The organism is Pseudoalteromonas sp. SG43-8, assembly GCF_014164245.1.
Lineage (GTDB): Bacteria > Pseudomonadota > Gammaproteobacteria > Enterobacterales > Alteromonadaceae > Pseudoalteromonas > Pseudoalteromonas distincta.
In genome coordinates this window covers 684,031-705,892 of record NZ_JACJEX010000001.1, presented here as the reverse complement: position 1 = coordinate 705,892, position 21,862 = coordinate 684,031, and the positions used below count along the sequence as shown (strand labels likewise).

Annotated in this window: 20 protein-coding genes; 6 read left to right on the top strand and 14 right to left on the bottom strand. The window is 39.6% G+C overall.

Annotated elements, in window-relative coordinates; translation table 11 throughout:
- Positions 1-6: 6 nt before the first annotated feature.
- From H5122_RS03165 to seqA, 5 genes are all read right to left on the bottom strand, one after another.
- Positions 7-984 (bottom strand): alpha-ketoacid dehydrogenase subunit beta, encoded by a 978-nt coding sequence (locus H5122_RS03165; RefSeq protein ID WP_165743214.1) that lies wholly within the window; start codon positions 982-984, stop codon positions 7-9.
- Positions 984-2,198 carry a thiamine pyrophosphate-dependent dehydrogenase E1 component subunit alpha gene (locus H5122_RS03160; protein WP_182681261.1) on the bottom strand — a complete coding sequence of 405 codons (1,215 nt, stop codon included), beginning with the start codon at positions 2,196-2,198 and terminating at the stop codon, positions 984-986. The genes H5122_RS03165 and H5122_RS03160 overlap by 1 nt, the downstream gene beginning before the upstream one ends.
- 265 nt (positions 2,199-2,463) lie before the next feature.
- Positions 2,464-3,516 (bottom strand): succinylglutamate desuccinylase, encoded by a 1,053-nt coding sequence (gene astE, locus H5122_RS03155; RefSeq protein WP_182681260.1) that lies wholly within the window; start codon positions 3,514-3,516, stop codon positions 2,464-2,466.
- 120 nt (positions 3,517-3,636) lie between these two features.
- Positions 3,637-5,274, bottom strand: coding sequence for a phosphoglucomutase (alpha-D-glucose-1,6-bisphosphate-dependent) (gene pgm, locus H5122_RS03150; protein WP_182681259.1), 1,638 nt, complete (start codon positions 5,272-5,274; stop codon positions 3,637-3,639).
- A 9-nt stretch (positions 5,275-5,283) separates the two neighbouring features.
- The gene (gene seqA, locus H5122_RS03145) at positions 5,284-5,880 is read right to left on the bottom strand and encodes a replication initiation negative regulator SeqA (RefSeq protein ID WP_002962932.1); all 597 of its coding nucleotides are present in this window, start codon (positions 5,878-5,880) and stop codon (positions 5,284-5,286) included.
- 220 nt (positions 5,881-6,100) lie between these two features.
- Between seqA and H5122_RS03140 the strand changes: the two genes are divergently transcribed.
- The 5 genes from H5122_RS03140 (at position 6,101) to fur (ending at position 8,638) form a co-directional block, all read left to right on the top strand.
- Positions 6,101-6,868: an alpha/beta fold hydrolase gene (locus H5122_RS03140; RefSeq protein WP_182681258.1), complete on the top strand. Its 768-nt coding sequence runs from the start codon at positions 6,101-6,103 to the stop codon at positions 6,866-6,868.
- 95 nt (positions 6,869-6,963) lie between these two features.
- On the top strand, positions 6,964-7,185 hold the full coding sequence (locus H5122_RS03135; RefSeq protein WP_002962930.1) for a DUF2788 domain-containing protein: 222 nt from the start codon (positions 6,964-6,966) through the stop codon (positions 7,183-7,185).
- Between the two features lie 2 nt (positions 7,186-7,187).
- Positions 7,188-7,466: a LexA regulated protein gene (ybfE, locus tag H5122_RS03130; RefSeq protein ID WP_002962928.1), complete on the top strand. Its 279-nt coding sequence runs from the start codon at positions 7,188-7,190 to the stop codon at positions 7,464-7,466.
- A 14-nt stretch (positions 7,467-7,480) separates the two neighbouring features.
- A complete protein-coding gene (gene fldA, locus H5122_RS03125) occupies positions 7,481-8,008 on the top strand; it encodes a flavodoxin FldA (protein ID WP_007586856.1) in 528 nt (175 codons plus the stop codon).
- 186 nt (positions 8,009-8,194) lie between these two features.
- The gene (gene fur / locus H5122_RS03120; protein ID WP_002962922.1) at positions 8,195-8,638 is read left to right on the top strand and encodes a ferric iron uptake transcriptional regulator; all 444 of its coding nucleotides are present in this window, start codon (positions 8,195-8,197) and stop codon (positions 8,636-8,638) included.
- A 110-nt stretch (positions 8,639-8,748) separates the two neighbouring features.
- Here fur and glnS read toward each other — a convergent pair whose 3' ends face one another.
- Positions 8,749-10,407, bottom strand: coding sequence for a glutamine--tRNA ligase (gene glnS / locus H5122_RS03115; protein ID WP_182681257.1), 1,659 nt, complete (start codon positions 10,405-10,407; stop codon positions 8,749-8,751).
- Positions 10,408-10,625: 218 nt separating this feature from the next.
- On the opposite strand from glnS, the gene H5122_RS03110 reads away from it, so the two are divergent.
- Complete coding sequence (locus tag H5122_RS03110) at positions 10,626-11,696, top strand: DUF3083 family protein (protein WP_182681256.1); 1,071 nt, start codon at positions 10,626-10,628, stop codon at positions 11,694-11,696.
- A 58-nt stretch (positions 11,697-11,754) separates the two neighbouring features.
- Here the strand turns inward: H5122_RS03110 and sucD are convergent, their stop codons facing one another.
- From sucD to sdhC, 8 genes are all read right to left on the bottom strand, one after another.
- Positions 11,755-12,627, bottom strand: a complete 873-nt coding sequence (gene sucD, locus H5122_RS03105; RefSeq protein ID WP_002961811.1) for a succinate--CoA ligase subunit alpha — start codon at positions 12,625-12,627, stop codon at positions 11,755-11,757.
- Positions 12,627-13,793 (bottom strand): ADP-forming succinate--CoA ligase subunit beta, encoded by a 1,167-nt coding sequence (gene sucC, locus H5122_RS03100; RefSeq protein ID WP_002961809.1) that lies wholly within the window; start codon positions 13,791-13,793, stop codon positions 12,627-12,629. Before sucC ends, sucD begins: the two co-directional genes overlap by 1 nt.
- A 177-nt stretch (positions 13,794-13,970) precedes the next feature.
- Positions 13,971-15,488 (bottom strand): 2-oxoglutarate dehydrogenase complex dihydrolipoyllysine-residue succinyltransferase, encoded by a 1,518-nt coding sequence (gene odhB / locus H5122_RS03095; RefSeq protein ID WP_039487977.1) that lies wholly within the window; start codon positions 15,486-15,488, stop codon positions 13,971-13,973.
- Between the two features lie 3 nt (positions 15,489-15,491).
- Positions 15,492-18,311, bottom strand: a complete 2,820-nt coding sequence (gene sucA, locus H5122_RS03090; protein WP_033021680.1) for a 2-oxoglutarate dehydrogenase E1 component — start codon at positions 18,309-18,311, stop codon at positions 15,492-15,494.
- 91 nt (positions 18,312-18,402) lie between these two features.
- Positions 18,403-19,119, bottom strand: a complete 717-nt coding sequence (locus tag H5122_RS03085; protein WP_002961804.1) for a succinate dehydrogenase iron-sulfur subunit — start codon at positions 19,117-19,119, stop codon at positions 18,403-18,405.
- A 10-nt stretch (positions 19,120-19,129) separates the two neighbouring features.
- The gene (sdhA, locus tag H5122_RS03080; RefSeq protein WP_002961801.1) at positions 19,130-20,902 is read right to left on the bottom strand and encodes a succinate dehydrogenase flavoprotein subunit; all 1,773 of its coding nucleotides are present in this window, start codon (positions 20,900-20,902) and stop codon (positions 19,130-19,132) included.
- The gene (gene sdhD / locus H5122_RS03075) at positions 20,903-21,250 is read right to left on the bottom strand and encodes a succinate dehydrogenase, hydrophobic membrane anchor protein (RefSeq protein ID WP_002961798.1); all 348 of its coding nucleotides are present in this window, start codon (positions 21,248-21,250) and stop codon (positions 20,903-20,905) included.
- Positions 21,241-21,618, bottom strand: coding sequence for a succinate dehydrogenase, cytochrome b556 subunit (gene sdhC / locus H5122_RS03070; protein WP_122975019.1), 378 nt, complete (start codon positions 21,616-21,618; stop codon positions 21,241-21,243). Before sdhC ends, sdhD begins: the two co-directional genes overlap by 10 nt.
- Between the last annotated feature and the right edge of the window lie 244 nt (positions 21,619-21,862).

The window sequence follows — 21,862 nt, the reverse complement described above, 5'->3', positions numbered from 1 at the left end:
TAACCCCTAAAAATCCATTGATTGTTTAATTGCAGCCAACACTTTTAGTGCATCCGGTACATATTCTTTTTCAAGTGCCAACGGGTATGGTGTATCTAGACCACATACACGTAAAATTGGCGACTCTAAATGCAAGAAACACGCTTGTTGTATTGTTGCTGCTATCTCGGCACCAAAGCCATTAGTTATAGGCGCTTCATGGCTCACGATTAAACGGCCGGTTTTAATAACCGATTTAGCAATCGTTTCAACATCCCATGGTAAAATACTACGAAGATCTATTACTTCACAGCTTATACCTTGCTCGTTTGCTTGCTGTGCTGCCTCTTCAATAATCTCCATTTGAGCACCCCACGCTAAAAGCGTAATATCGGTACCCTCTTGTACTACTTCAGCCGTGCCTAATTCAATACTATAATCTTCTTCTGGCACTTCGCCTGTTGATGCACGATATAAACGCTTAGGCTCAAAAAATATGACAGGGTTATCATCTTTAATAGAGGCACGTAATAGCCCCTTAGCTTGATAAGGGTTACGCGGTACAACCACTTTTAAGCCCGGTGTATGTGCAAAATAGGCTTCGGGTGATTGCGAGTGATATAAGCCACCAGCAATACCACCGCCATAAGGCGTACGAATAGTTAAGTTACCTACATTAAATTCATTACCACTGCGATAACGGAATTTAGCGGCTTCATTTACTATTTGATCAAACGCTGGGAATATATAATCAGCAAATTGAATTTCTGCCAATGCAGGCGCACCAAAAGCCGCTAAGCCATTAGCGAAACCTAAAATACCTTGTTCGGTTAAAGGCGTATTAAAAACGCGATGCTTACCGTACTTTTCTTGCAAGCCTGATGTTGCTCTAAATACACCACCGAAGTAACCAACATCTTCGCCAAAAATACAGGCTTGAGGGTGTTCGTTCATCGTAATATCGAGGGCAGAGTTAATTGCGTGGAGCATGTTCATTTTAGCCATTACTTAATTCTCCCTGCAGTTACTGGGTAAGCATCTGGATGCTGTTTTATATGTTCTTTTAATTGCTCGTACTGACGTTGCAATAATGGAATTGGTGTATCGTAAACGTCAGATACCAATTCTTCTAAAGCGGGCTTGTCAACAACTTCAGCACGTTTAAGCGCGGCTAAAATTTCTTCACGAATCGACTCTTTTGCTTTTATATCGTCTTCTTCGTTTAACCAATCTTGCTTGACCAACCATTTTCTAAATTTATCAATAGGACAGATTTGATTATTTGCCTCTTCATCTTTAGAGCGATAACCACTGGGATCGTCTGATGTAGAATGCGCGCCTAATCTATAAGCAATCGATTCAATAAGTACAGGCTCACCTTGTGTTGAGGCTATTTCGCGTGCTTTTTTAGTCGCTGCATACACTGCAAGTGCATCTGTGCCATCAACACGAATTGTTTTAATACCATAACCTACACCACGCGACGCAATACCATCGCCTTTAAACTGTTCATCAGCAGGGGTAGATATGGCATAGCCGTTATTACGTGCAAAAAATATAACCGGTGCTTTGTGAACAGCCGCCATATTTAAGCCCGCATGAAAGTCACCTTCTGATGCAGCACCTTCACCAAAGTAACAAATAGTCACGTTATCAATTTTGCTTGCAAGCTCACCTGTTTTAGCGTCGATATGCTTTATTTTTTGACCATATGCATAACCTGTGGCCTGTGGTATTTGCGTACCTAGTGGCGATGAAATCGTCATGTAGTTTAGCGCTTTAGAGCCATAATGGATTGGCATTTGGCGACCTTTACCTAAATCCAATTCATTTGAGAACATTTGGTTCATAAATTGATCGAGTGTAAAACCACGATAATGTAGTGCAGCTTGTTCACGATATTGAGCCATGATCATATCGTCTTGATCAAGAGCAGCAGCAGAGGCTGTAACTGCGGCTTCTTCGCCTAGGCATTGCATATAAAAACTAACACGACCTTGGCGCTGCGCGCCTTGCATACGTTCATCTAACAAACGTATAAAACGCATTGTTTCATATAACTTAATAGCGGTATGTTTTGAAATATCAGGTGCGGTTGCACTAGGATGAATGTCGCCGTCCTCAGTTAAAATACTAAGGGTTGGAATATTAAGTGCTTGGCCATCAATAAATTCAAGCTCATGGTTAATATTCAGCGATACGTTATTTGGATTACTCATAACCTACCTTCTTTTGTTGTCGGTAAAACAGTGCCCCTTTAAATTATTATTGTGGGTGATTGTTGCTGGTTAAACTTTGCAACATCTGCACTATCTTTAATTAAAGCTGCCAACACTTTACGTTAACGTAAAGTGTTATTCAACACATCTGGGACGAAACAAAAGCAAATACAGGTTAAATAAGTGGCAAGTTAACGATACGGTTACTTTAATTAAGAGTAATCATATAGTTAACTTGAAGCTAGTAGTGGTCTGATGAGTTTAATTAGACGAAATTACTATCAATATCCATTGGAATAACAGTAAGCAATGCTCTTTGCCCTAATGCTACGCTCGCATTTGGAAATATAATAGCCTCACCTTCAACGTCAGCGTAAATCGCTGTATCACCGTCTGTTGCAAGTAGTGCACCTTTCGTAAAGCCAGTAAAGTTCTCAGCATCATCAGAAAAAGGGAAACTAAAATCATCCTGCGTTCTATTAATTGTGCGGTGCACTGCAAATAACTCAAACTCACTTGCATTAAAATCAGGGTATTTAACTTCATTTTGGCTAATTAATGCAGTTAATGTTTGCTTTGTTTTTTCAAAGCGGGCCATATCATTTTGGCCAAATGGCTTAACCTGACCCAGCTCTACCGTAAACGAGTCTGCACCATGAACAAACGACGAATAATAGCTAAACGTTGTTGCAGGAGATTTCATCATAAGTACGGTATTTACACCACAGCTCAATAAAAATTGTAACTGTGACTTTTTCCAAGGCTTACCATGTAAAAATGGATACACAGCAAATTTTTCGTTTTTAGAGCCTCTAATTGCAGTGTGTAAGTCGTAATGACATCGGCTACTGCCTTGCTGGCCACGGGCATAAAAGTCACTTACGTATTGCTCAAGCTTTGCAGCGCGGTTTCGTTCATTATTCATTGGTACACCTTCAACTGTATGGTGACCATTAAATAATCTATTTAAGTTTTCTTCTACAAAACGCAGGCCAATATTAATTGATTGTGGATTACCATAAATAAATAAAACACGCTGCTTAAGGACTAGCTCACCTTTTATAATTTGTTTAATGAGCGCATCACAAATTTCAATTGGCGCAGTTTCGTTACCGTGTACAGCGCTTGAATAAATTACATCTTTGCTTGTTTTAACAGCAGGTTGAAATTCAATTACACCGGTATCGTGTATATTTACACGAGTTCCATTATCTAAAACAAATTCACCTGCATCTAAATGCCATTCGTTGTCACGACTAAGCGTTAAAAAATCACCTGTTTGTTTTAATTCATTTAAGTAAGATGGATTGGCTGACATGTAATAAGCCCTTTAAAAGTAATGTGAGAGTAAACTCTTATGCATATATATGCACAAGGTAGAGGTATAGAAACAAAAACGGCTGAATAAATCAGCCGTTTTAAAATAGTTTAAGCAGTGTTAGCTGATCACAGAATCGACTAACTTTTTAGCTTCTTTTTCAAGTAACGCTAAATGCTCTTCACCTTTAAATGATTCAAGGTATATTTTATAAATATCTTCAGTACCTGATGGACGCGCTGCAAACCAGCCATTTTCAGTGACCACTTTTAAACCACCAATGGCGGCATCGTTGCCTGGTGCATGAGTCAGTTTTTGCAAAATAGGTTCGCCAGCAAGTGTATCTGCTTTAACATCAGAAGCACTCAATGCTTTTAAACGTGACTTTTGGCCGCTTGAGGCCGGTGCATCTAGGCGTTTATAAATTGGAGAACCAAACTCTTGTTCTAGTTCTTTATAAAGCGCTGATGGAGTTTTACCTGTTACTGCAAGTATTTCTGCAGCAAGTAGCCCCATAATAAAGCCGTCTTTATCTGTACACCATACAGAGCCATCAAAACGTAAGAATGCAGCACCTGCGCTTTCTTCGCCACCAAAGGCAAGCTTGCCTTTGCTTAAGCCTTCAACAAACCATTTAAAGCCTACGGGTACTTCTTTTACTTTTCGATTATTGCGCGCTGCTACTTTATCGATCATAGAGCTAGAAACCAGTGTTTTACCAATCTCTACTGTTTCATTCCAATCACGGTGTTTAAGTAAGTAATCAATTGCCACTGCTAAAAAGTGGTTTGGATTCATTAAACCATCTGGCGTTACAATACCGTGGCGATCGTAGTCAGGGTCGTTACCAATAGACACATCAAAATCATCTTTTAATGCAATAAGGTTCGCCATTGAATAATGTGATGAACAATCCATACGAATTTTGCCATCTTTATCAAGTGGCATAAAAGCAAAACGTGGGTCAACAACATCATTAACGACGGTTAAATCTAAATTATATTTTTTAGCAATAACAGGCCAAAAATTAATACCTGAACCACCTAGTGGATCAATACCAATTTTGATACCTGCATCGCTAATGGCTTTTAAATTAACGATATTTGCTAAATCATCAATATAAGGAGTCATTAAATCTTCGTAGCGAATAAAGCCTGAACGTGAAGCTTTAGCGAATGGGAATAACTCAACTTCAACCAAGTCTTCTAATAAAAGTTGATTTGCTCTGTCTTCAATCCACTTAGTGACGTCGGTATCAGCAGGTCCGCCATTAGGTGGGTTGTATTTAAAGCCACCATCTTCAGGAGGGTTATGTGAAGGCGTAACAACAATACCGTCTGCAAGCTCATTTGGGTGTAGCTTGTTATGGCTAACTATGGCGTGGCTAATAACTGGCGTTGGTGTAAAGTCACCGTTTTCTTGCGTTATCACTTGCACTTCGTTAGCAACTAAAACTTCAATAGCTGAATTAAATGCAGCCTCACTCAGTGCGTGTGTGTCTTTACCTAAAAATAACGGACCAAAAATATCATTTTGTTTTCTATAATCACAAATAGCCTGAGTAATCGCTAAAATGTGTGACTCGTTAAATTTAACATCGTAAGAACAACCACGGTGGCCTGATGTACCAAAAGCAACACAATGCTCTGGATTTTGTTCAAGATCAGGTTCGTTTAAGTAATACGCAGATACTAATTTAGGTACGTTAACCAGTGCTGATTGTGGAGCAGTTTTGCCTGCGCCTGAGTGAATAGCCATTATATTTCCTTACAGGTAATCGCGAATTTTTTCAGCTTGCTCTGCACTATATCCAAGGCAAAGAGCAACTTCATGAAGCATCATTTTTTTACGCGTTGTATTAGAATTTGTCATAACCCAATATTCACTATCAGTTATGTTTTTAGGGTTCATACTACTACCGCTATTTACTAAGGCTTCTTTACTAGTAGCAAAGTAAACACGGTCACGCCCTTTTATATCTAGTACAGCCGAAAAATCAGTTTTATGTGTGCGGTAAAATGCACTTAAAATAAACAAAAAGCGCCCAACAACACCCTTTTGCATTGCCAACTCTTCTTTATTTAATACATTAAAAACATTATCGCTTTTTTGCTTCACGGGTGCGTGAGCTACAGGCGTTTGTTTTTTTGAAGTCTCAGCAGCAGGTAGCTCTGAGCTTTTTAATGTGGCGGTAGACGTAGTCGCAGTTTGATTATTTTGAGTTAGTTCTACGTTTGCGGTTTGAATTTTTTCGCCGCTCAGATTTAATAAACGACGTAAAATAGTGGATGCACTTTCACCAATACTTTGCGTATTGCTTGCAATATACTGATATAACTCGTCGTCTATGTCGATTTGTTTCATGTTCTTCCTGTCATTACGGGTCACATTTTTTTCTCCCGTGTGATTATACCCAAACCAATCAGAAATGCGAGTTACAACAAGCACTCCCGTAAACATATTAATAATTACTTGATTGTTGTTGATTTAACAAACAAAAGCCCAATTTAATAAATAGTCGCTGTATTTTTTGCTTTTTAGAGCAATGCTCGGCAAACTATGGCGAAATTTTCAGGAGGCGTGTATGCAGTTAAATTACAAGCAACAAGGGCAAGGCCCTAATGTTATCTTGATCCACGGACTTTTTGGATCATTAGAAAACCTAAATGTAATCGCAAAACCATTAAGTGAACACTTTAATGTAATTAACGTTGATTTACGCAACCACGGGCTTTCTCCTCATAGTGATGAAATGAACTACCCTGCAATGGCTCAAGATATTGTTGAGTTATTAGAACATTTAAACATAGATAAAGCTCATTTAGTTGGACATTCTATGGGTGGGAAAGTCGCAATGGAATTAGCACTAACACACCCTGAACTGGTAAATAAATTGGTTGTACTTGATATCGCACCTGTTAGTTACCCTGCTCGCCACACAAAAATATTACAAGCATTAAAAGCAGTTTCAACGCAGTCAATAGACGATAGAAAGCAAGCTGATGCAATTATGCAGCCTTATATTGAAGAGCTGGGGGTTCGACAGTTTTTACTTAAAAGCCTCGCTAAAAATGAAGAAGGTCATTTTGCATGGCGATTTAACCTAAATGTGCTTGACGAAAAATATTCGACAATTACGTCCAATGTTAATGAAAACAATTCTTGTTTATGCGATACTCTTTTCATTAAAGGTAATGATTCTGACTATATATTGCCCGAGCATCGTACTGCAATTACAGCACGCTTTAAAAACACCAAGGCTAAAATTATTCATGGCGCAGGTCATTGGCTTCATGCTCAAAAGCCTCTTGCTGTTAATAAAGCGATAAATGACTTTTTAACTGCGGTTTAAAGCAATTTTAATCGCGTGTTTTTGATTCAGCGCACTAAATATATGAATATTTATATGCTATAGTACGCGCCGTTTAATTTAAAGGTTATACGTTGATGGTCAGTCAGTTAATTAACGAATTTGATACCCTAGGGTTGTATTTTGGCTTAGCCGGTATTTTCATATTCATCGGCATGGCAATTAAAGACGTACTAAAAAGTGGCAATGTACCAAAGTTCGGACAATACATTGTTTGGGGCGTGCTCTTTTTAGGTTGTTCAGGCTTTATTGCTAAAGGGCTTATTCAAGTATTTTGGCAAGGCGCAGGTGTAGGTTAAGCATGGCGAAGTCAGAAACAGATAGAACTACACTCGATTTATTTGAATACGAAAAACGCCCAGGCAGACCTAAAACCAATCCCCTTTCTCGGGATATGCAGTTAAAGGTAAATAAACGTAATCAAATAAAAAGAGATAAAGCACGTGGTTTAAAGCGTGTTGAATTTAAAGTTTCATCGCAGTTATATCAAGCATTGAGTGATATGGCAGATGCACAAAATATTAGCCGCAGTGCGCTGATTGAAACGATTTTACAAGAAAGATTGGCTATTGATACATAAAAGGTTTTAAATCCATGGCAAGTGTAGGCATTTTTTTCGGAAGTGACACAGGTAACACAGAACACGTAGCAAAAATGATCCAAAAAGAATTGGGTAAAAAGCTAGTGGCTGTTCATGATATTGCAAAAAGCTCTAAAGAAGAGATTGCTGAATTTGATTTAATCTTATTCGGTATCCCTACTTGGTACTACGGTGAAGCTCAATGTGACTGGGATGACTTTTTCCCAGAACTTGAGGAAGTAGACTTTGAAGGTAAACTTGTTGCTATTTTTGGTTGTGGAGACCAAGAAGATTACGCTGAGTACTTTTTAGATGCAATGGGCATGATCAACGATATTGTTACTGAACGTGGCGCTATTGTTGTGGGCCATTGGCCAAGTGAAAGCTATGACTTTGAAGCATCTAAAGGAATGGCTGATGATAAGCACTTTGTAGGTTTGGGTATCGACGAAGACCGTCAACCAGAGCTTACAGAACAACGTGTTAAAGCATGGTCTGCTCAAGTATATGAAGAAATGTGTTTAAGTGAATTAGCTGACTAATTTACTGCATATATCGCTAGCTGTTTAAATAATTATCAAACAGTTAGCGTTTTAAGCTTTAGTGGCAATATATATCAATTGTTCTTTGCACTTAACGCTTAGGCACGTTATCCTGTTTGTTGCTAATGTGTCGTGTACATCTTTGCAAGATGTCTAGTATAACCAAATAAAATTGAGACAGATTTAATGACTGATCATAACTTGGAACTTAAAAAAGCCGGTTTAAAAGTAACTTTACCGCGTATTAAAATATTAGAGATTTTACAATCTCCAGATAACCAACACATCAGTGCTGAAGATGTTTACAAAATTCTTTTGGATCTAGGTGAAGAAATTGGTCTTGCAACTGTATACCGCGTACTTAACCAATTTGATGATGCGGGTATTGTAAGCCGTCATCACTTTGAAGGCGGAAAATCAGTATTTGAACTTTCAGGAAGCACTCACCACGATCATTTAGTATGTTTGAAATGTGGCAAAGTGGTAGAGTTTGAAGATGACATGATTGAGCGTCGTCAACTAGAAATTGCTGAAGAAAATGGTATTACTCTTACAAACCATTCTTTGTATTTATACGGTGAGTGTAATGATAAAGCAGCGTGTAAAGAATTTAGCGACGCTAATAGCTAATACCGCTTTTAAAAGCAATAAAAAAACCTGCTAAGTGCAGGTTTTTTTGTGCCTAAAAAACAATAATATTGAATATACCCAGTAAATCCTGGGTATATTTTAAGTATTACTTATTGAGTTTTAGACCATGAATCGCGAAGACCCACGGTTTGATTAAATACAACGTTCTCTGATTTAGAATCACGAGAGAAATAACCTGTACGCTCAAACTGAAAGCCCTGCTCTGCTTGTGAATTAGCAAGCGATGGTTCTAATTTAGCATTAGGTAAAACAACCAGTGACTCTGGGTTTAGCGTAGTTTCAAATTCCTCTGCAGCTGCTGGATTTGGTACGCTAAACAAACGGTCGTATAAACGAACTTCTGCAGTAATAGACTCTGGTGCTGAAACCCAATGAATAACACCTTTTACTTTACGACCATCACTTGGGTTTTTACCAAGTGTTTCACTGTCGTAAGTACAGAAGATAGTTGTGATTTCGCCATTTTCGTCTTTTTCAACACGCTGCGCTTTAATAACATAAGCACCACGTAAGCGTACTTCTTTATCAAGTACTAAACGTTTGAATTTGTTATTCGCTTCTTCTTTAAAGTCTTCTCGTTCAATATAGATTTCACGAGTAAATGGAACATCACGACGCCCCATTTCTTCTTTATTTGGGTGATTAGCCACTGATAAAGTTTCAACTTTATCTGCATCGTAGTTTTCAATAACAACTTTAACAGGATCGAGCACAGCCATTGCACGTGGTGCATTTTCGTTTAAGTCTTCACGGATACAGGCTTCAAGCATGCCCATTTCAACCATATTCTCTTGTTTTGTTACACCAATACGCAAACAAAATTCACGAATTGAAGCTGGTGTATAACCACGACGACGTAAACCTGCAATAGTAGGCATACGAGGGTCATCCCACCCTTCTACATAGTTATTTACTACTAAATCATTTAGCTTACGCTTTGACATAATAGTGTATTCAAGATTTAAGCGCGAAAACTCAATTTGTTGCGGGTGACACTCTAAACTAATGTTATCAAGTACCCAATCGTATAAACGACGGTTATCTTGGAACTCTAATGTACATAATGAATGTGTAATACCTTCAAGCGCATCAGAAATACAGTGAGTGAAGTCATACATTGGGTAAATGCACCACTTGTCAGCTGTTTGGTGATGATGAGCAAAACGTACACGGTAAATAATTGGATCGCGAAGCACCATAAATGAGCTTGCCATATCAATTTTAGCACGCAGTACACATTCACCTTCTTTGAATTCGCCAGCGCGCATTTTTTCAAATAACGCTAGATTTTCTTCAACTGAAGTATCTCTATAAGGACTGTTTTTACCTGGCTCTTTTAATGTACCGCGGTACTGTCTTGCTTCGTCTGCAGTTAAAAAACAAACGTACGCTAAGCCTTTTTCAATAAGCTCTACTGCGTAACCATATAAAGTATCAAAATAGTTAGAAGAATACTTTATGTCGCCATCCCAATTAAAGCCTAACCACTGTACATCCTCTTTAATAGAGTTGACGTAGTTAATGTCTTCTTTTTCAGGGTTTGTATCGTCAAAACGTAGGTTACATAAACCGTTGTAGTCTTTTGCGATACCAAAATTCAAACAAATTGATTTGGCATGGCCAATATGTAAAAAACCATTTGGTTCAGGTGGAAAACGTGTATGCGTTGTCGCATGTTTGCCACTTGCTAAGTCTTCATCAATTCGGGTTCTAATAAAGTTACTTGGGCGATTCTCAATTTCCGCCATAGGAGTGTGATCCTCTAAATATTACGTAATAACAAAACTAATGCATTATTACAAAAACATACACTAACATACAGCAATAGATTAAGGTTTATTTTAGATATTGATTAACTTTAATCCACTTGTTCAATTGTTTATGAATAAAATTTGTTTTAACGCAACATTTAGGTCATCAAAGCCAATTATAGTAGCTAAATAACCTACTTTATAAGGATTCTAAGATGGCGACACTTAATCAACACCGTGTATATATTCCAACTAATGCACGCGCTAACCACTATTTATTGGCTGAAATAATACCTAATGAAGCATTTTATAATAGCTTTAGCACTATAAACTGTTGCTACGAGCGTATTGCGCGTCAATTATTTGCTTGTTGTGATGAGTATGAATTGCATAATGTACATTTATTAGCAAACGATAAACTACCGGTTGTACGCTTTCATGATGAGTCATATCAACTAGAAACCGACAAGCAGATGTTGTTTTTTTATAATCCTCGTTATCACGAAGCACATAAAATTTATTACTCACCAGATATAAAAAGTAAGAAAATACGTTTCTTGTTTTTAGCCACGGGTGAAGACTTACGTGCAAACTCAGCTTTGTTTCACAATAGAGTACAAAAAGTATTAAACTTACTCCAAGAACAGTTATTTATAAATCAGTCCCAATTTAAACTTCGCGATCACCAGCATCTAACTTACGATCTATTAGCTAAAGATAAGGGAAATAAAGAGAGTTATGGATATAAACTCAGAAGCCTCTACCCTCGTTATCAATCAAGGCAATGTAATATCCCTAGTGACTATGCTGAAATGACTTACGCAACATTTACCATTGCGGTTTCTCGAGCCATCAAAACACAGTTTCAAACAATGGTGAACAATAACGATGTGGAAAAGTTTTATGATTACTTTACGGATAGATTTAAACGCGCATGTGAACAAAACAAACTAACACACGGTGCAATGGTAGCTAATGGCGCAATACCCATTGTGCGAAACAGTAAAATAGATAAAAATGAAGGTAATGCAGAGTTACAAAAGTTGAGCTTTGATGTTGAATCAAATGAAAATCAATTTAAGTATTTTTATGAAGCAACAAAATTAGTAGAAACAATACATTTTGTTATTGTCGCAACGCAGCAGGATAAACATGAAATTGGTTATGGCCGCTTTATGAACCAAGTAGAGAAAACAATTCATGCATTATGTAACGAGCTGGCTATAAATAAACAACGACAAGATTTGACTGTACGCTTTTTTCAGCATATTAGTTATCCGTTCTAAATTTACCTCAATAACAAAAAGGCCCGCATAAGCGGGCCTTTTCAAAGGAAACAAGCAATTACCAGCCTGTTTTCTCTTTAAGTGCTTTACCGATTTCAGCAAGTGAACGTACAGTTTTTACGCCCGCAGCTTCTAATGCAGCAAATTTCTCATCAGCAGTACCTTTACCGCCTGCGATGATTGCGCCAGCGTGACCCATACGCTTACCTTCTGGTGCAGTAACACCAGCAATGTAAGATACTACAGGTTTAGTTACGTTAGCTTTGATGTACTCTGCAGCTTCTTCTTCTGCAGTACCACCAATTTCACCAATCATTACGATTGCTTCAGTTTGTGGATCTTTTTCGAACATTTCTAAAACGTCGATAAAGTTAGTACCTGGGATTGGATCACCACCAATACCAACACACGTAGACTGACCAAAACCAGCATCAGTAGTTTGCTTAACCGCTTCGTACGTTAAAGTACCAGAGCGAGAAACAATACCTACTTTACCAGGTTTGTGGATGTGACCAGGCATGATACCAATCTTAGTCTCACCAGGAGTAATAACACCTGGACAGTTAGGACCGATCATACGAGTACCTGTTTGATCTAGTTTAACTTTAACGTCAACCATATCAAGCGTAGGAATACCTTCAGTGATACAAACAATCAGCTCGATGCCAGCATCGATAGCTTCTAAGATTGCATCTTTACAGAAAGGAGCTGGTACGTAGATAACTGAAGCAGTTGCGCCAGTTTCTTGAACAGCATCACGAACTGTGTTGAATACAGGAAGACCAAGGTGCGTTTGACCACCTTTACCTGGGCTTACACCACCAACCATTTGTGTACCGTACTCAAGCGCTTGCTCTGAGTGGAAAGTACCTTGGCCACCAGTGAAACCTTGACAGATAACTTTTGTATCTTTATTGATTAATACAGACATTATTTGCCCTCCGCAGCAGCAACAACTTTCTCAGCAGCGTCTGTTAGTGATTCAGCAGCAATGATATCTAGACCTGAGTTCTTAAGAACTTCACGACCTAATTCAGCATTAGTACCTTCTAAACGTACAACTACAGGTACATTTACGCCAACTTCTTTAACTGCGCCAATGATACCTTCAGCAATCATGTCACAACGTACGATACCGCCAAAGATGTTTACTAAAACAGCTTTAACATTGTCGTCAGAAAGAATGATTTTGAATGCTTCAGAAACACGTTCTTTAGTCGCGCCGCCGCCAACATCTAGGAAGTTAGCCGGTTTGCCGCCGTGTAGGTTTACGATGTCCATAGTACCCATTGCTAGGCCTGCACCGTTAACCATACAACCTACATTGCCATCTAGAGCAACGTAGTTAAGCTCGAAGCTTGCTGCGTGTGCTTCACGTGCATCTTCTTGAGATGGATCGTGGAACTCACGGATTTTAGGCTGACGGTAAAGTGCATTACCATCAATACCGATTTTTCCGTCAAGACAGTGAAGGTTACCTTCGTCTGTAATTACTAACGGGTTGATTTCAAGTAGTGCGAAATCAAAATCAGTAAACATGTTACCAAGACCCATAAAGATCTTAACAAACTGCTTCATTTGTACTGGGTTAAGACCCAATTTGAAGCCTAGTTCACGTGCTTGGTAAGCTTGAGGACCCACTAATGGATCAATTTCAGCTTTGTGGATAAGCTCTGGTGTTTCTTCTGCAACAGTTTCAATTTCAACGCCGCCTTCAGTAGACGCCATGAAAACTACTTTGCGAGATGCACGGTCAACTACTGCACCTAGGTACAATTCGTTAGCAATGTCAGTACAGCTTTCAACTAAAATTTTAGCTACTGGCTGGCCTTTCTCGTCTGTTTGGTAAGTAACTAGGTTTTTACCCAACCAGTTAGCTGCAAACGCTTTTACTTCGTCGATAGTTTTTACTAGCTTTACACCGCCAGCTTTACCACGTCCACCTGCGTGAACCTGAGTTTTAACAACCCACATATCACCGCCGATTTTTTCAGCAGCTGCTGCAGCTTCTTCAGGTGTATCGCAAGCGAAACCCTGAGAAACTGGTAAACCATATTCGGCAAAAAGTTGTTTTGCCTGATACTCATGCAAATTCATGATGCTTTATCCAATTTTTTATACTAAAAGAGCTGAATATTTTTTCAAATAAACAACTATCCCAAATTGCGCACCTAGTATAGATCCCAAGGCTTAACATGAAAACCCCAGTAAGACCAAAGGCGCAAAAAAAAAGCTGTGAATGTTCATTCACAGCTTACATTTCATACAACTAGATTAAACATCTAGCAATAAGCGAGTTGGATCTTCAAGTAACTCTTTAATAGTCACTAAGAAACCAACAGATTCTTTACCATCAATGATACGGTGGTCATAAGAAAGTGCTAAATACATCATAGGTAATATTTCTACTTTACCATTTACAGCCATCGGACGGTCTTGGATTTTATGCATACCCAAAATTGAAGACTGTGGCAAGTTAATGATAGGTGTAGATAGTAATGAACCAAATACGCCGCCATTTGTAATAGTGAAATTACCACCGGTCATATCTGCAAGCGTTAGCTTACCATCACGACCTTTAAGTGCTAATTCACGAATACCCTTTTCGATTTCAGCAACAGATAGTTTGTCACAATCTTTAAGTACTGGAGTAACTAGACCACGTGGAGTAGATACTGCAATGCTAATATCAAAATAGTTATGGTAAACAATATCGTCACCATCAATTGATGCATTAACATCTGGGAAGCGTTTAAGTGCTTCAGTTACCGCTTTCACGTAGAAAGACATGAAACCTAAACGAATACCATGACGCTTTTCAAATACTTCTTGGTACTGCTTACGAAGGCTCATGATTGGTTCCATGTTCACTTCGTTGAATGTTGTTAACATTGCAGTTGAATTTTTAGCTTCAAGAAGACGTGTAGCAATCGTTTTACGTAAACGAGTCATAGGAACACGTTTTTGAGTACGATCGCCCATCGGTGCTGCAGGAGCAGAAGCTTCTGCTTTTTTAGCCGCTGGCGCTGGTGCTTTTAAGAACGTATCAACGTCTTCTTTAGTTACGCGGCCATTTTTACCCGTGCCGTTAATTTTAGAAGCGTCTAAGCCTTTCTCAGCAATTAAACGACGAACTGATGGTGTTAACACATCTGAACTTTCGCTAGAATCTGCTGCTGGCGTTTCGTCTGCTTTTGCAGCTGGAGCCGCTGGTGCACCGCCTGCTTTAACCGAACCAATTACTTGCTCGCCTAGTACAGTATCGCCTTCGTTGTGAATGATATCACCCATGATGCCATCTTCTTGAGCGACTACTTCAAGAACAACTTTATCTGTTTCAATATCTACCAAGTTTTGGTCGCGTGTTACTGCGTCACCTGGTTGTACATGCCATGTAGCAATTGTTGCGTCTGCAACTGATTCTGGAAGTACAGGTACTTTAATGTCCACTTCTTTACCTTCTGATGCTGGTGCTGATTGCGCCGCTGGCGCGTCTTCTGATTTAGCTGGTGCTGATTCTTCTTTAGATGAACCTTCACTTGCTGGCGCTGCATCAGCATCACCAAGTAAACCCATAACTTGATCGCCAAGTACGGTTGCACCTTCTTCTTGTGATATTTCTGTAATTACACCGTCATGCTGTGCAACAACTTCTAAAACCACTTTATCTGTTTCAATGTCTACTAAGTTTTGATCGCGAGTTACTTTGTCGCCAACACTTACATGCCATGTAGCAACGGTAGCATCTGCAACCGACTCAGGAAGAACAGGAACTTTAATTTCTGTGCTCATTGCTTATCCTTTATTTTCTATAGTAAGCGCGTCGGCAACGAGCGCTTGTTGTTCTTTAGTATGTACTGACATGTAACCACACGCTGGTGATGCAGACGCTTTACGTCCTGCATATTTTAATTTAGCACCTTGTGGGATTGCATCAATAAAGTGATGTTGTGAACAATACCATGCACCTTGGTTTTGTGGCTCTTCTTGACACCATACAAAATCAGTTACGTGTTGGTAACGCTCCATAATTGTTTGCATTTCGTCATGTGGGAACGGATATAACTGCTCAACACGAACAATAGCAATATTATCTTGCTCTAGCTTACGACGCTCTTGTAATAGTTCGTAATAAACCTTACCACTACAAAATACAACGCGTTCAACTTTCTCAGGGTTAATATCATCAACTTCGTCGATCATATTATGGAAAACACCATGCGATAGCTCTTCAAGCGATGAAGTTGCAAGAGGATGACGAAGCAACGACTTAGGCGTCATAACAATCAACGGACGACGTAGTGGTCGAACTGATTGACGACGAAGCATAGCGTAAACTTGTGCAGGAGTAGATGGAACACATACTTGCATGTTGTGGTCAGCACATAGTTGTAGGAAACGCTCTAAGCGAGCTGAACTATGCTCTGGACCTTGTCCTTCGTAGCCATGTGGTAACAAAATTGTAAGACCACATAAACGGCCCCATTTTTGCTCACCAGAACTTAGGAATTGGTCAAATACAACCTGTGCACCGTTGGCGAAATCACCAAACTGTGCTTCCCAAAGCACTAATGAAGTAGGCTCTGCAGTTGCATAACCGTATTCAAAAGCAACAACAGCTTCTTCAGATAAAACAGAGTCAAATACTTCAAAAGTACCTTGATCTTCGCTTAAGTGCTGTAGAGGTGTATAAGTAGCGCCGTCTGATTGACTGTGAACAACAGCATGACGATGGAAGAATGTGCCACGCCCTGAATCCTGACCAGTTAAACGAATGTCAGTGCCTTCAGTTGCGATTGTTGCATAAGCAAGTGTTTCTGCCATACCCCAATCTAGAGGTTTCTCACCAGAAGCCATTAATTTACGATCATCGTAAATCTTTTTAACGCGTGACTGTGCTTTATATTGCTCTGGGTAAGAAGCGATTTTCTCACCGAGTGCTTTGAGCTCTTCAACAGGTACGCTGGCATCGTAATCAACATCCCATTCATGGCCAACATACTTTGCCCAATCTGAAGAATGCGATGTCTCTGGTTGTATTTCTGAAACAACACAGTTGCCTTCGTCTAATGCATTACGGTACTCATCAGCAAGTGCTTTTATTTCTTGTTCAGAAAAAGAGCCTTCAGCTATAAGTTGGTCTGCGTATATTAAACGTGGAACTGGGTGCTTTTTAATTTTTTGGTACATAACAGGCTGAGTTGCATTAGGCTCATCAGCTTCATTGTGACCATGGCGACGGTAACAAACTAAATCGATTACTACGTCACGTTTAAACTGGTTTCTGAAATCAAGTGCAATTTGAGTAACAAATGCAACTGCTTCAGGGTCATCAGAGTTAACATGGAAGATAGGTGACTGAACCATTTTAGCAATGTCAGTACAGTAATCTGTAGAGCGTACATCGTCTTGTTTAGATGTAGTAAAACCAACTTGGTTATTTACAACAATACGAATACTACCACCACAACTAAACGCGTTAGTTTGTGATAAGTTAAACGTTTCTTGTACAACACCTTGGCCTGTAACCGCAGAATCACCATGAATTGTAATTGGTAAAGCTTTAATACCAGAACTGTCACCTAAGCGGTCAAGACGAGCACGTACTGAGCCCATAACAACTGGGTTTACAATTTCAAGATGAGACGGGTTAAACGCAAGCGCCATATGAACATTGCCACCTTTAGTAGCAAAGTCAGATGAATAACCCATGTGGTATTTAACATCGCCAGAACTTAATGTTTCTTTATGTTTACCAGCAAACTCATCAAATAACTCTGATGGATTTTTACCAAGTACATTTACAAGAACATTTAAACGACCACGGTGAGCCATACCAATAACAGCTTCTTGTTGGCCGCTTTCACCAGCGCGGTGAATAAGCTCTTTTAACATTGGAACTAACGCATCGCCACCTTCAAGTGAGAAACGCTTAGCACCTGGGAACTTAGCCCCTAAATATTTTTCAAGTCCGTCAGCAGCAGTTAATCCTTTTAGGATACGCAGCTTTTCGTCTTTTTCGAATTTTGGCCTAGACTGGACAGATTCTAAACGCTGTTGTAACCAACGCTTTTCCTCTGTTGATGTGATGTGCATATACTCAGCGCCAATTGAACCACAATATGTAGTTTTTAGTGCTTGGTATAGTTCACCTAAAGGCATAGTATCGCGGCCTACGGCAAACGATCCTACGTTAAACTCGCGGTCAAAATCACTTGAAGATAAGTCGTGGTACTCTAGCTCTAAATCTCGTACACGCTCTCGTTGCCAAATACCTAATGGATCTAGGTTTGCATTTTGGTGTCCACGAAAACGGAAAGCATTAATAAGTTGTAGAACTTTAACCTGTTTAAGGTCACCGCCACTACCCTCTGCTACCACTACTTCTCTATGCTTGTTTTTTGCAAGCTGTGCAAACTGCGTTCGAACTTCTGAATGTTTTACTTCAACATCCACACCATCAACTTTAGGTAATTGTTCGAACACTTCTCGCCATTCATCTGGCACAGAAGTCGCATCGTCTAAATACGCTTCATAAAGCTCTTCTACATAAGCAACGTTGCCGCCGTTTAAATGTGAAGATTCTAGCCATGCCTTCATCACACCTTCGTGCATTTATAAGCCCTTTTCTTTAGCGCAGAAATTAATAGTTATCATAACAAGATGGCTAATAATCTGTATTAGCCATCTTACGTTTACTAAGTAATCAAACCGCTCGGTTTAATAACATAGATTTGATTTGCCCAATTGCTTTAGTCGGGTTAAGACCCTTAGGACAAACGCTAACACAGTTCATGATACTGTGGCAACGGAACACACTGAACGCATCGTCTAAATCCGCTAAACGTTCTTCAGTTGCTGTATCTCGGCTATCAGCTAAGAAACGGTAAGCGTGAAGAAGGCCTGCTGGACCAATGAACTTGTCTGGATTCCACCAGAACGAAGGACACGATGTCGAACAACATGCACACAAAATACACTCATATAGCCCATCTAATTTATCACGTTCTTCAATAGATTGAAGACGCTCGCCTGCTGCAGGCTGATCATTAATTAAATAAGGTTTAACTTTTTCGTACTGAGTGTAGAACTGACTCATGTCAATAACAAGGTCACGAACCACAGGTAATCCTGGTAACGGACGTACTACAATTTTACCTTTGCCATTTTTTTGTAGCGTAGATAAAGGAGTAATACATGCTAAACCATTTTTACCATTCATGTTAACACCATCAGATCCACACACACCTTCACGGCATGAACGACGAAAAGATAGTGTAGGATCTTGTTCTTTTAAAAGAATAAGTGCATCTAACACCATCATGTCGTGACCTTCCTCTGTTTGCAAGGTGTATTCTTGCATACGAGGAGCGTTGTCAACATCTGGATTATAACGATAAACTGAAAATTGTACTTGTGCCATCGTCTATCTCCTAGTAAACACGTGCTTTAGGTGGGAAAGCTTCACGCGTTTTAGGCGCATAGTTTACATCACGCTTACTCATTTCATCCGTTACAGGATTGAATACTGAGTGACATAACCAGTTTTCGTCATCACGATCTGGGTAGTCAAAGCGAGAATGTGCACCACGGCTTTCTGTACGGAAGTTTGCAGCTACTGCAGTTGAGTAAGCTGTTTCCATTAAGTTATCTAGTTCAAGACATTCGATACGCTGCGTATTGAAGTCTGATGATTTATCATCAAGACGAGCATGTTGCAGACGTTCACGAATTTCTTTAAGTTCTTGAAGACCTGAAGCCATTGAATCGCCTTCACGGAATACCGAGAAGTTAAGCTGCATACATTGCTGTAGGTCTTTTTTGATTTGAACTGGATCTTCACCTTGGCCAGCCGTTGAATTTTCCCAACGATTGTAACGTGCAAGAGACGCTTCTAAATCTGACTCTGAAGCCGCTTTTGATACTTCAACATCTTTAAGGTATTTACCTAAGAAGTTACCAGCAGCACGGCCAAATACAACTAAATCTAGTAATGAGTTACCACCTAGGCGGTTTGCACCGTGTACAGATACACATGCAATCTCACCAACAGCAAATAAACCTTCAACTACTTTTTCGTTGCCTTGAGCATCGATTTGTAATGCTTGTCCATTTACGTTAGTAGGAACACCACCCATCATATAATGACAAGTAGGAATTACTGGAATTGGCTCTTTAGCTGGATCAACGTGAGCGAAAGTTTTAGCTAGGTCACATACGCCAGGAAGACGTAGGTTAAGCGTTTCTTCACCTAAATGGTCAAGTTTCAGCTTGATATGTGGACCCCAAGGACCATCACAACCACGACCTTCACGGATTTCAGTCATCATTGAACGCGCAACAACATCGCGAGACGCTAAGTCTTTTGCATTTGGTGCGTAACGTTCCATGAAGCGCTCGCCATCTTTATTTAAAAGATAACCGCCTTCACCACGACAACCTTCAGTTACTAGCGTACCAGCACCTGCAATACCCGTTGGGTGGAACTGCCACATTTCCATGTCTTGCATAGAAATACCAGCGCGTGTTGCCATACCAACACCGTCACCGGTGTTAATGTGAGCATTTGTTGTTGATGCGAATATACGACCTGCACCACCAGTGGCTAATACAACTGCTTTAGATTTGAAGAAAGTGATTTCACCTGTTTCAATCTCAATTGCTGTACACCCTACTACATCGCCATTGTCGTTTTTAACTAAGTCAAGTGCATACCACTCAGAGAATACATTTGTTTTGTTTTTAACGTTTTGTTGATATAGAAGATGAAGTAAAGCATGACCAGTACGGTCAGCTGCAGCAGCAGTACGCGCGGCTTGTTCACCACCAAAGTTTTTCGATTGACCACCGAAAGGACGTTGGTAAACACGGCCATTTTCAAAACGAGAAAATGGTAGTCCCATGTTTTCTAATTCAGTAATAGCTTCTGGGCCAGTTTGACACATGTATTCAATAGCGTCTTGGTCACCGATAAAATCGGAACCCTTAACGGTATCGTACATATGCCATTCCCAGTTGTCTTCGTGTGAATTACCAAGCGCTACTGTAATACCACCTTGAGCAGATACAGTGTGTGAGCGCGTTGGAAATACTTTAGATATTAATGCACACGTTTTGCCAGATTCTGTAATTGCTAAAGCAGCGCGCATACCAGCACCACCTGCACCAATTACTACGGCGTCAAATTCACGAACAGAATATTTCACTTAAACACCCCATAATACGATTAGACCAATAGCTACGTAAGCAACGGCCATTAGGTTTAAAACAAAACCTAAAACAGCACGCAACTTCGAACACTTAACATAGTCTGTAAGAACTTGCCAAAGGCCAATGCGGGTATGAACCATAATGCAAATAAGGGTAATTAAAGTAAACCCTTTCATTGCTAGGTTAGAGAAGAGGCCTGTCCAGGCTTCGAAAGTGACTTCTGGCGTCGCTAAAAAATAGCCGATAATAAAAATCGCGTACGCGCTGATTATTAATGCCGTGGTACGTAAAGATACGAAATCTTGTACACCATCACGTTTAAGAGTTGCTTGATTTAAAACCATATCCACACCCCTGCCAATACGGCAAACACAACACCAAGAGCCATTGATACTTTAGCGCTGAGGTTACCTGATTCAAGTTCTTCCCAATGTCCCATATCCATAATCATATGACGGATGCCACCAATAAGGTGATAACCTAATACAGAAACAGTGCCCCAAGCTATAAATTTGGCAATGAATCCGTTAAACAGACCCTTGACGAATTCAAAACCTTCAGCTGAAGAGAGAGACTCAGACCAAGCCCAAATGACAAACGTTAAAGCAAAAAACAATGCAACACCGGTGACGCGGTGAAAAATTGAAGCTTTAGCCGTTGCCGGCATAGATATAGTTGTTAGATCTAGATTTACAGGTCTTTGCTTTTTCACAGTTACTTGCCCATCTTTGCTCACAGTGGAGCTCATCTACTTGTTTTTCTAAAAACCCACCAAATATTACTGATGGAACTATCAGAATAAACGTATCAAAATAGTTAAAGTTCACAAAACAGTAAATTTTAAGCTGTTAAGAATATGTTTACCCAAATACAATACGGTTTAAAACCACCGTTAGTATATATACCCACAGGACTTTTTACAATTCTTGTTTATTTAGAGATGTTTGCGAATTAGC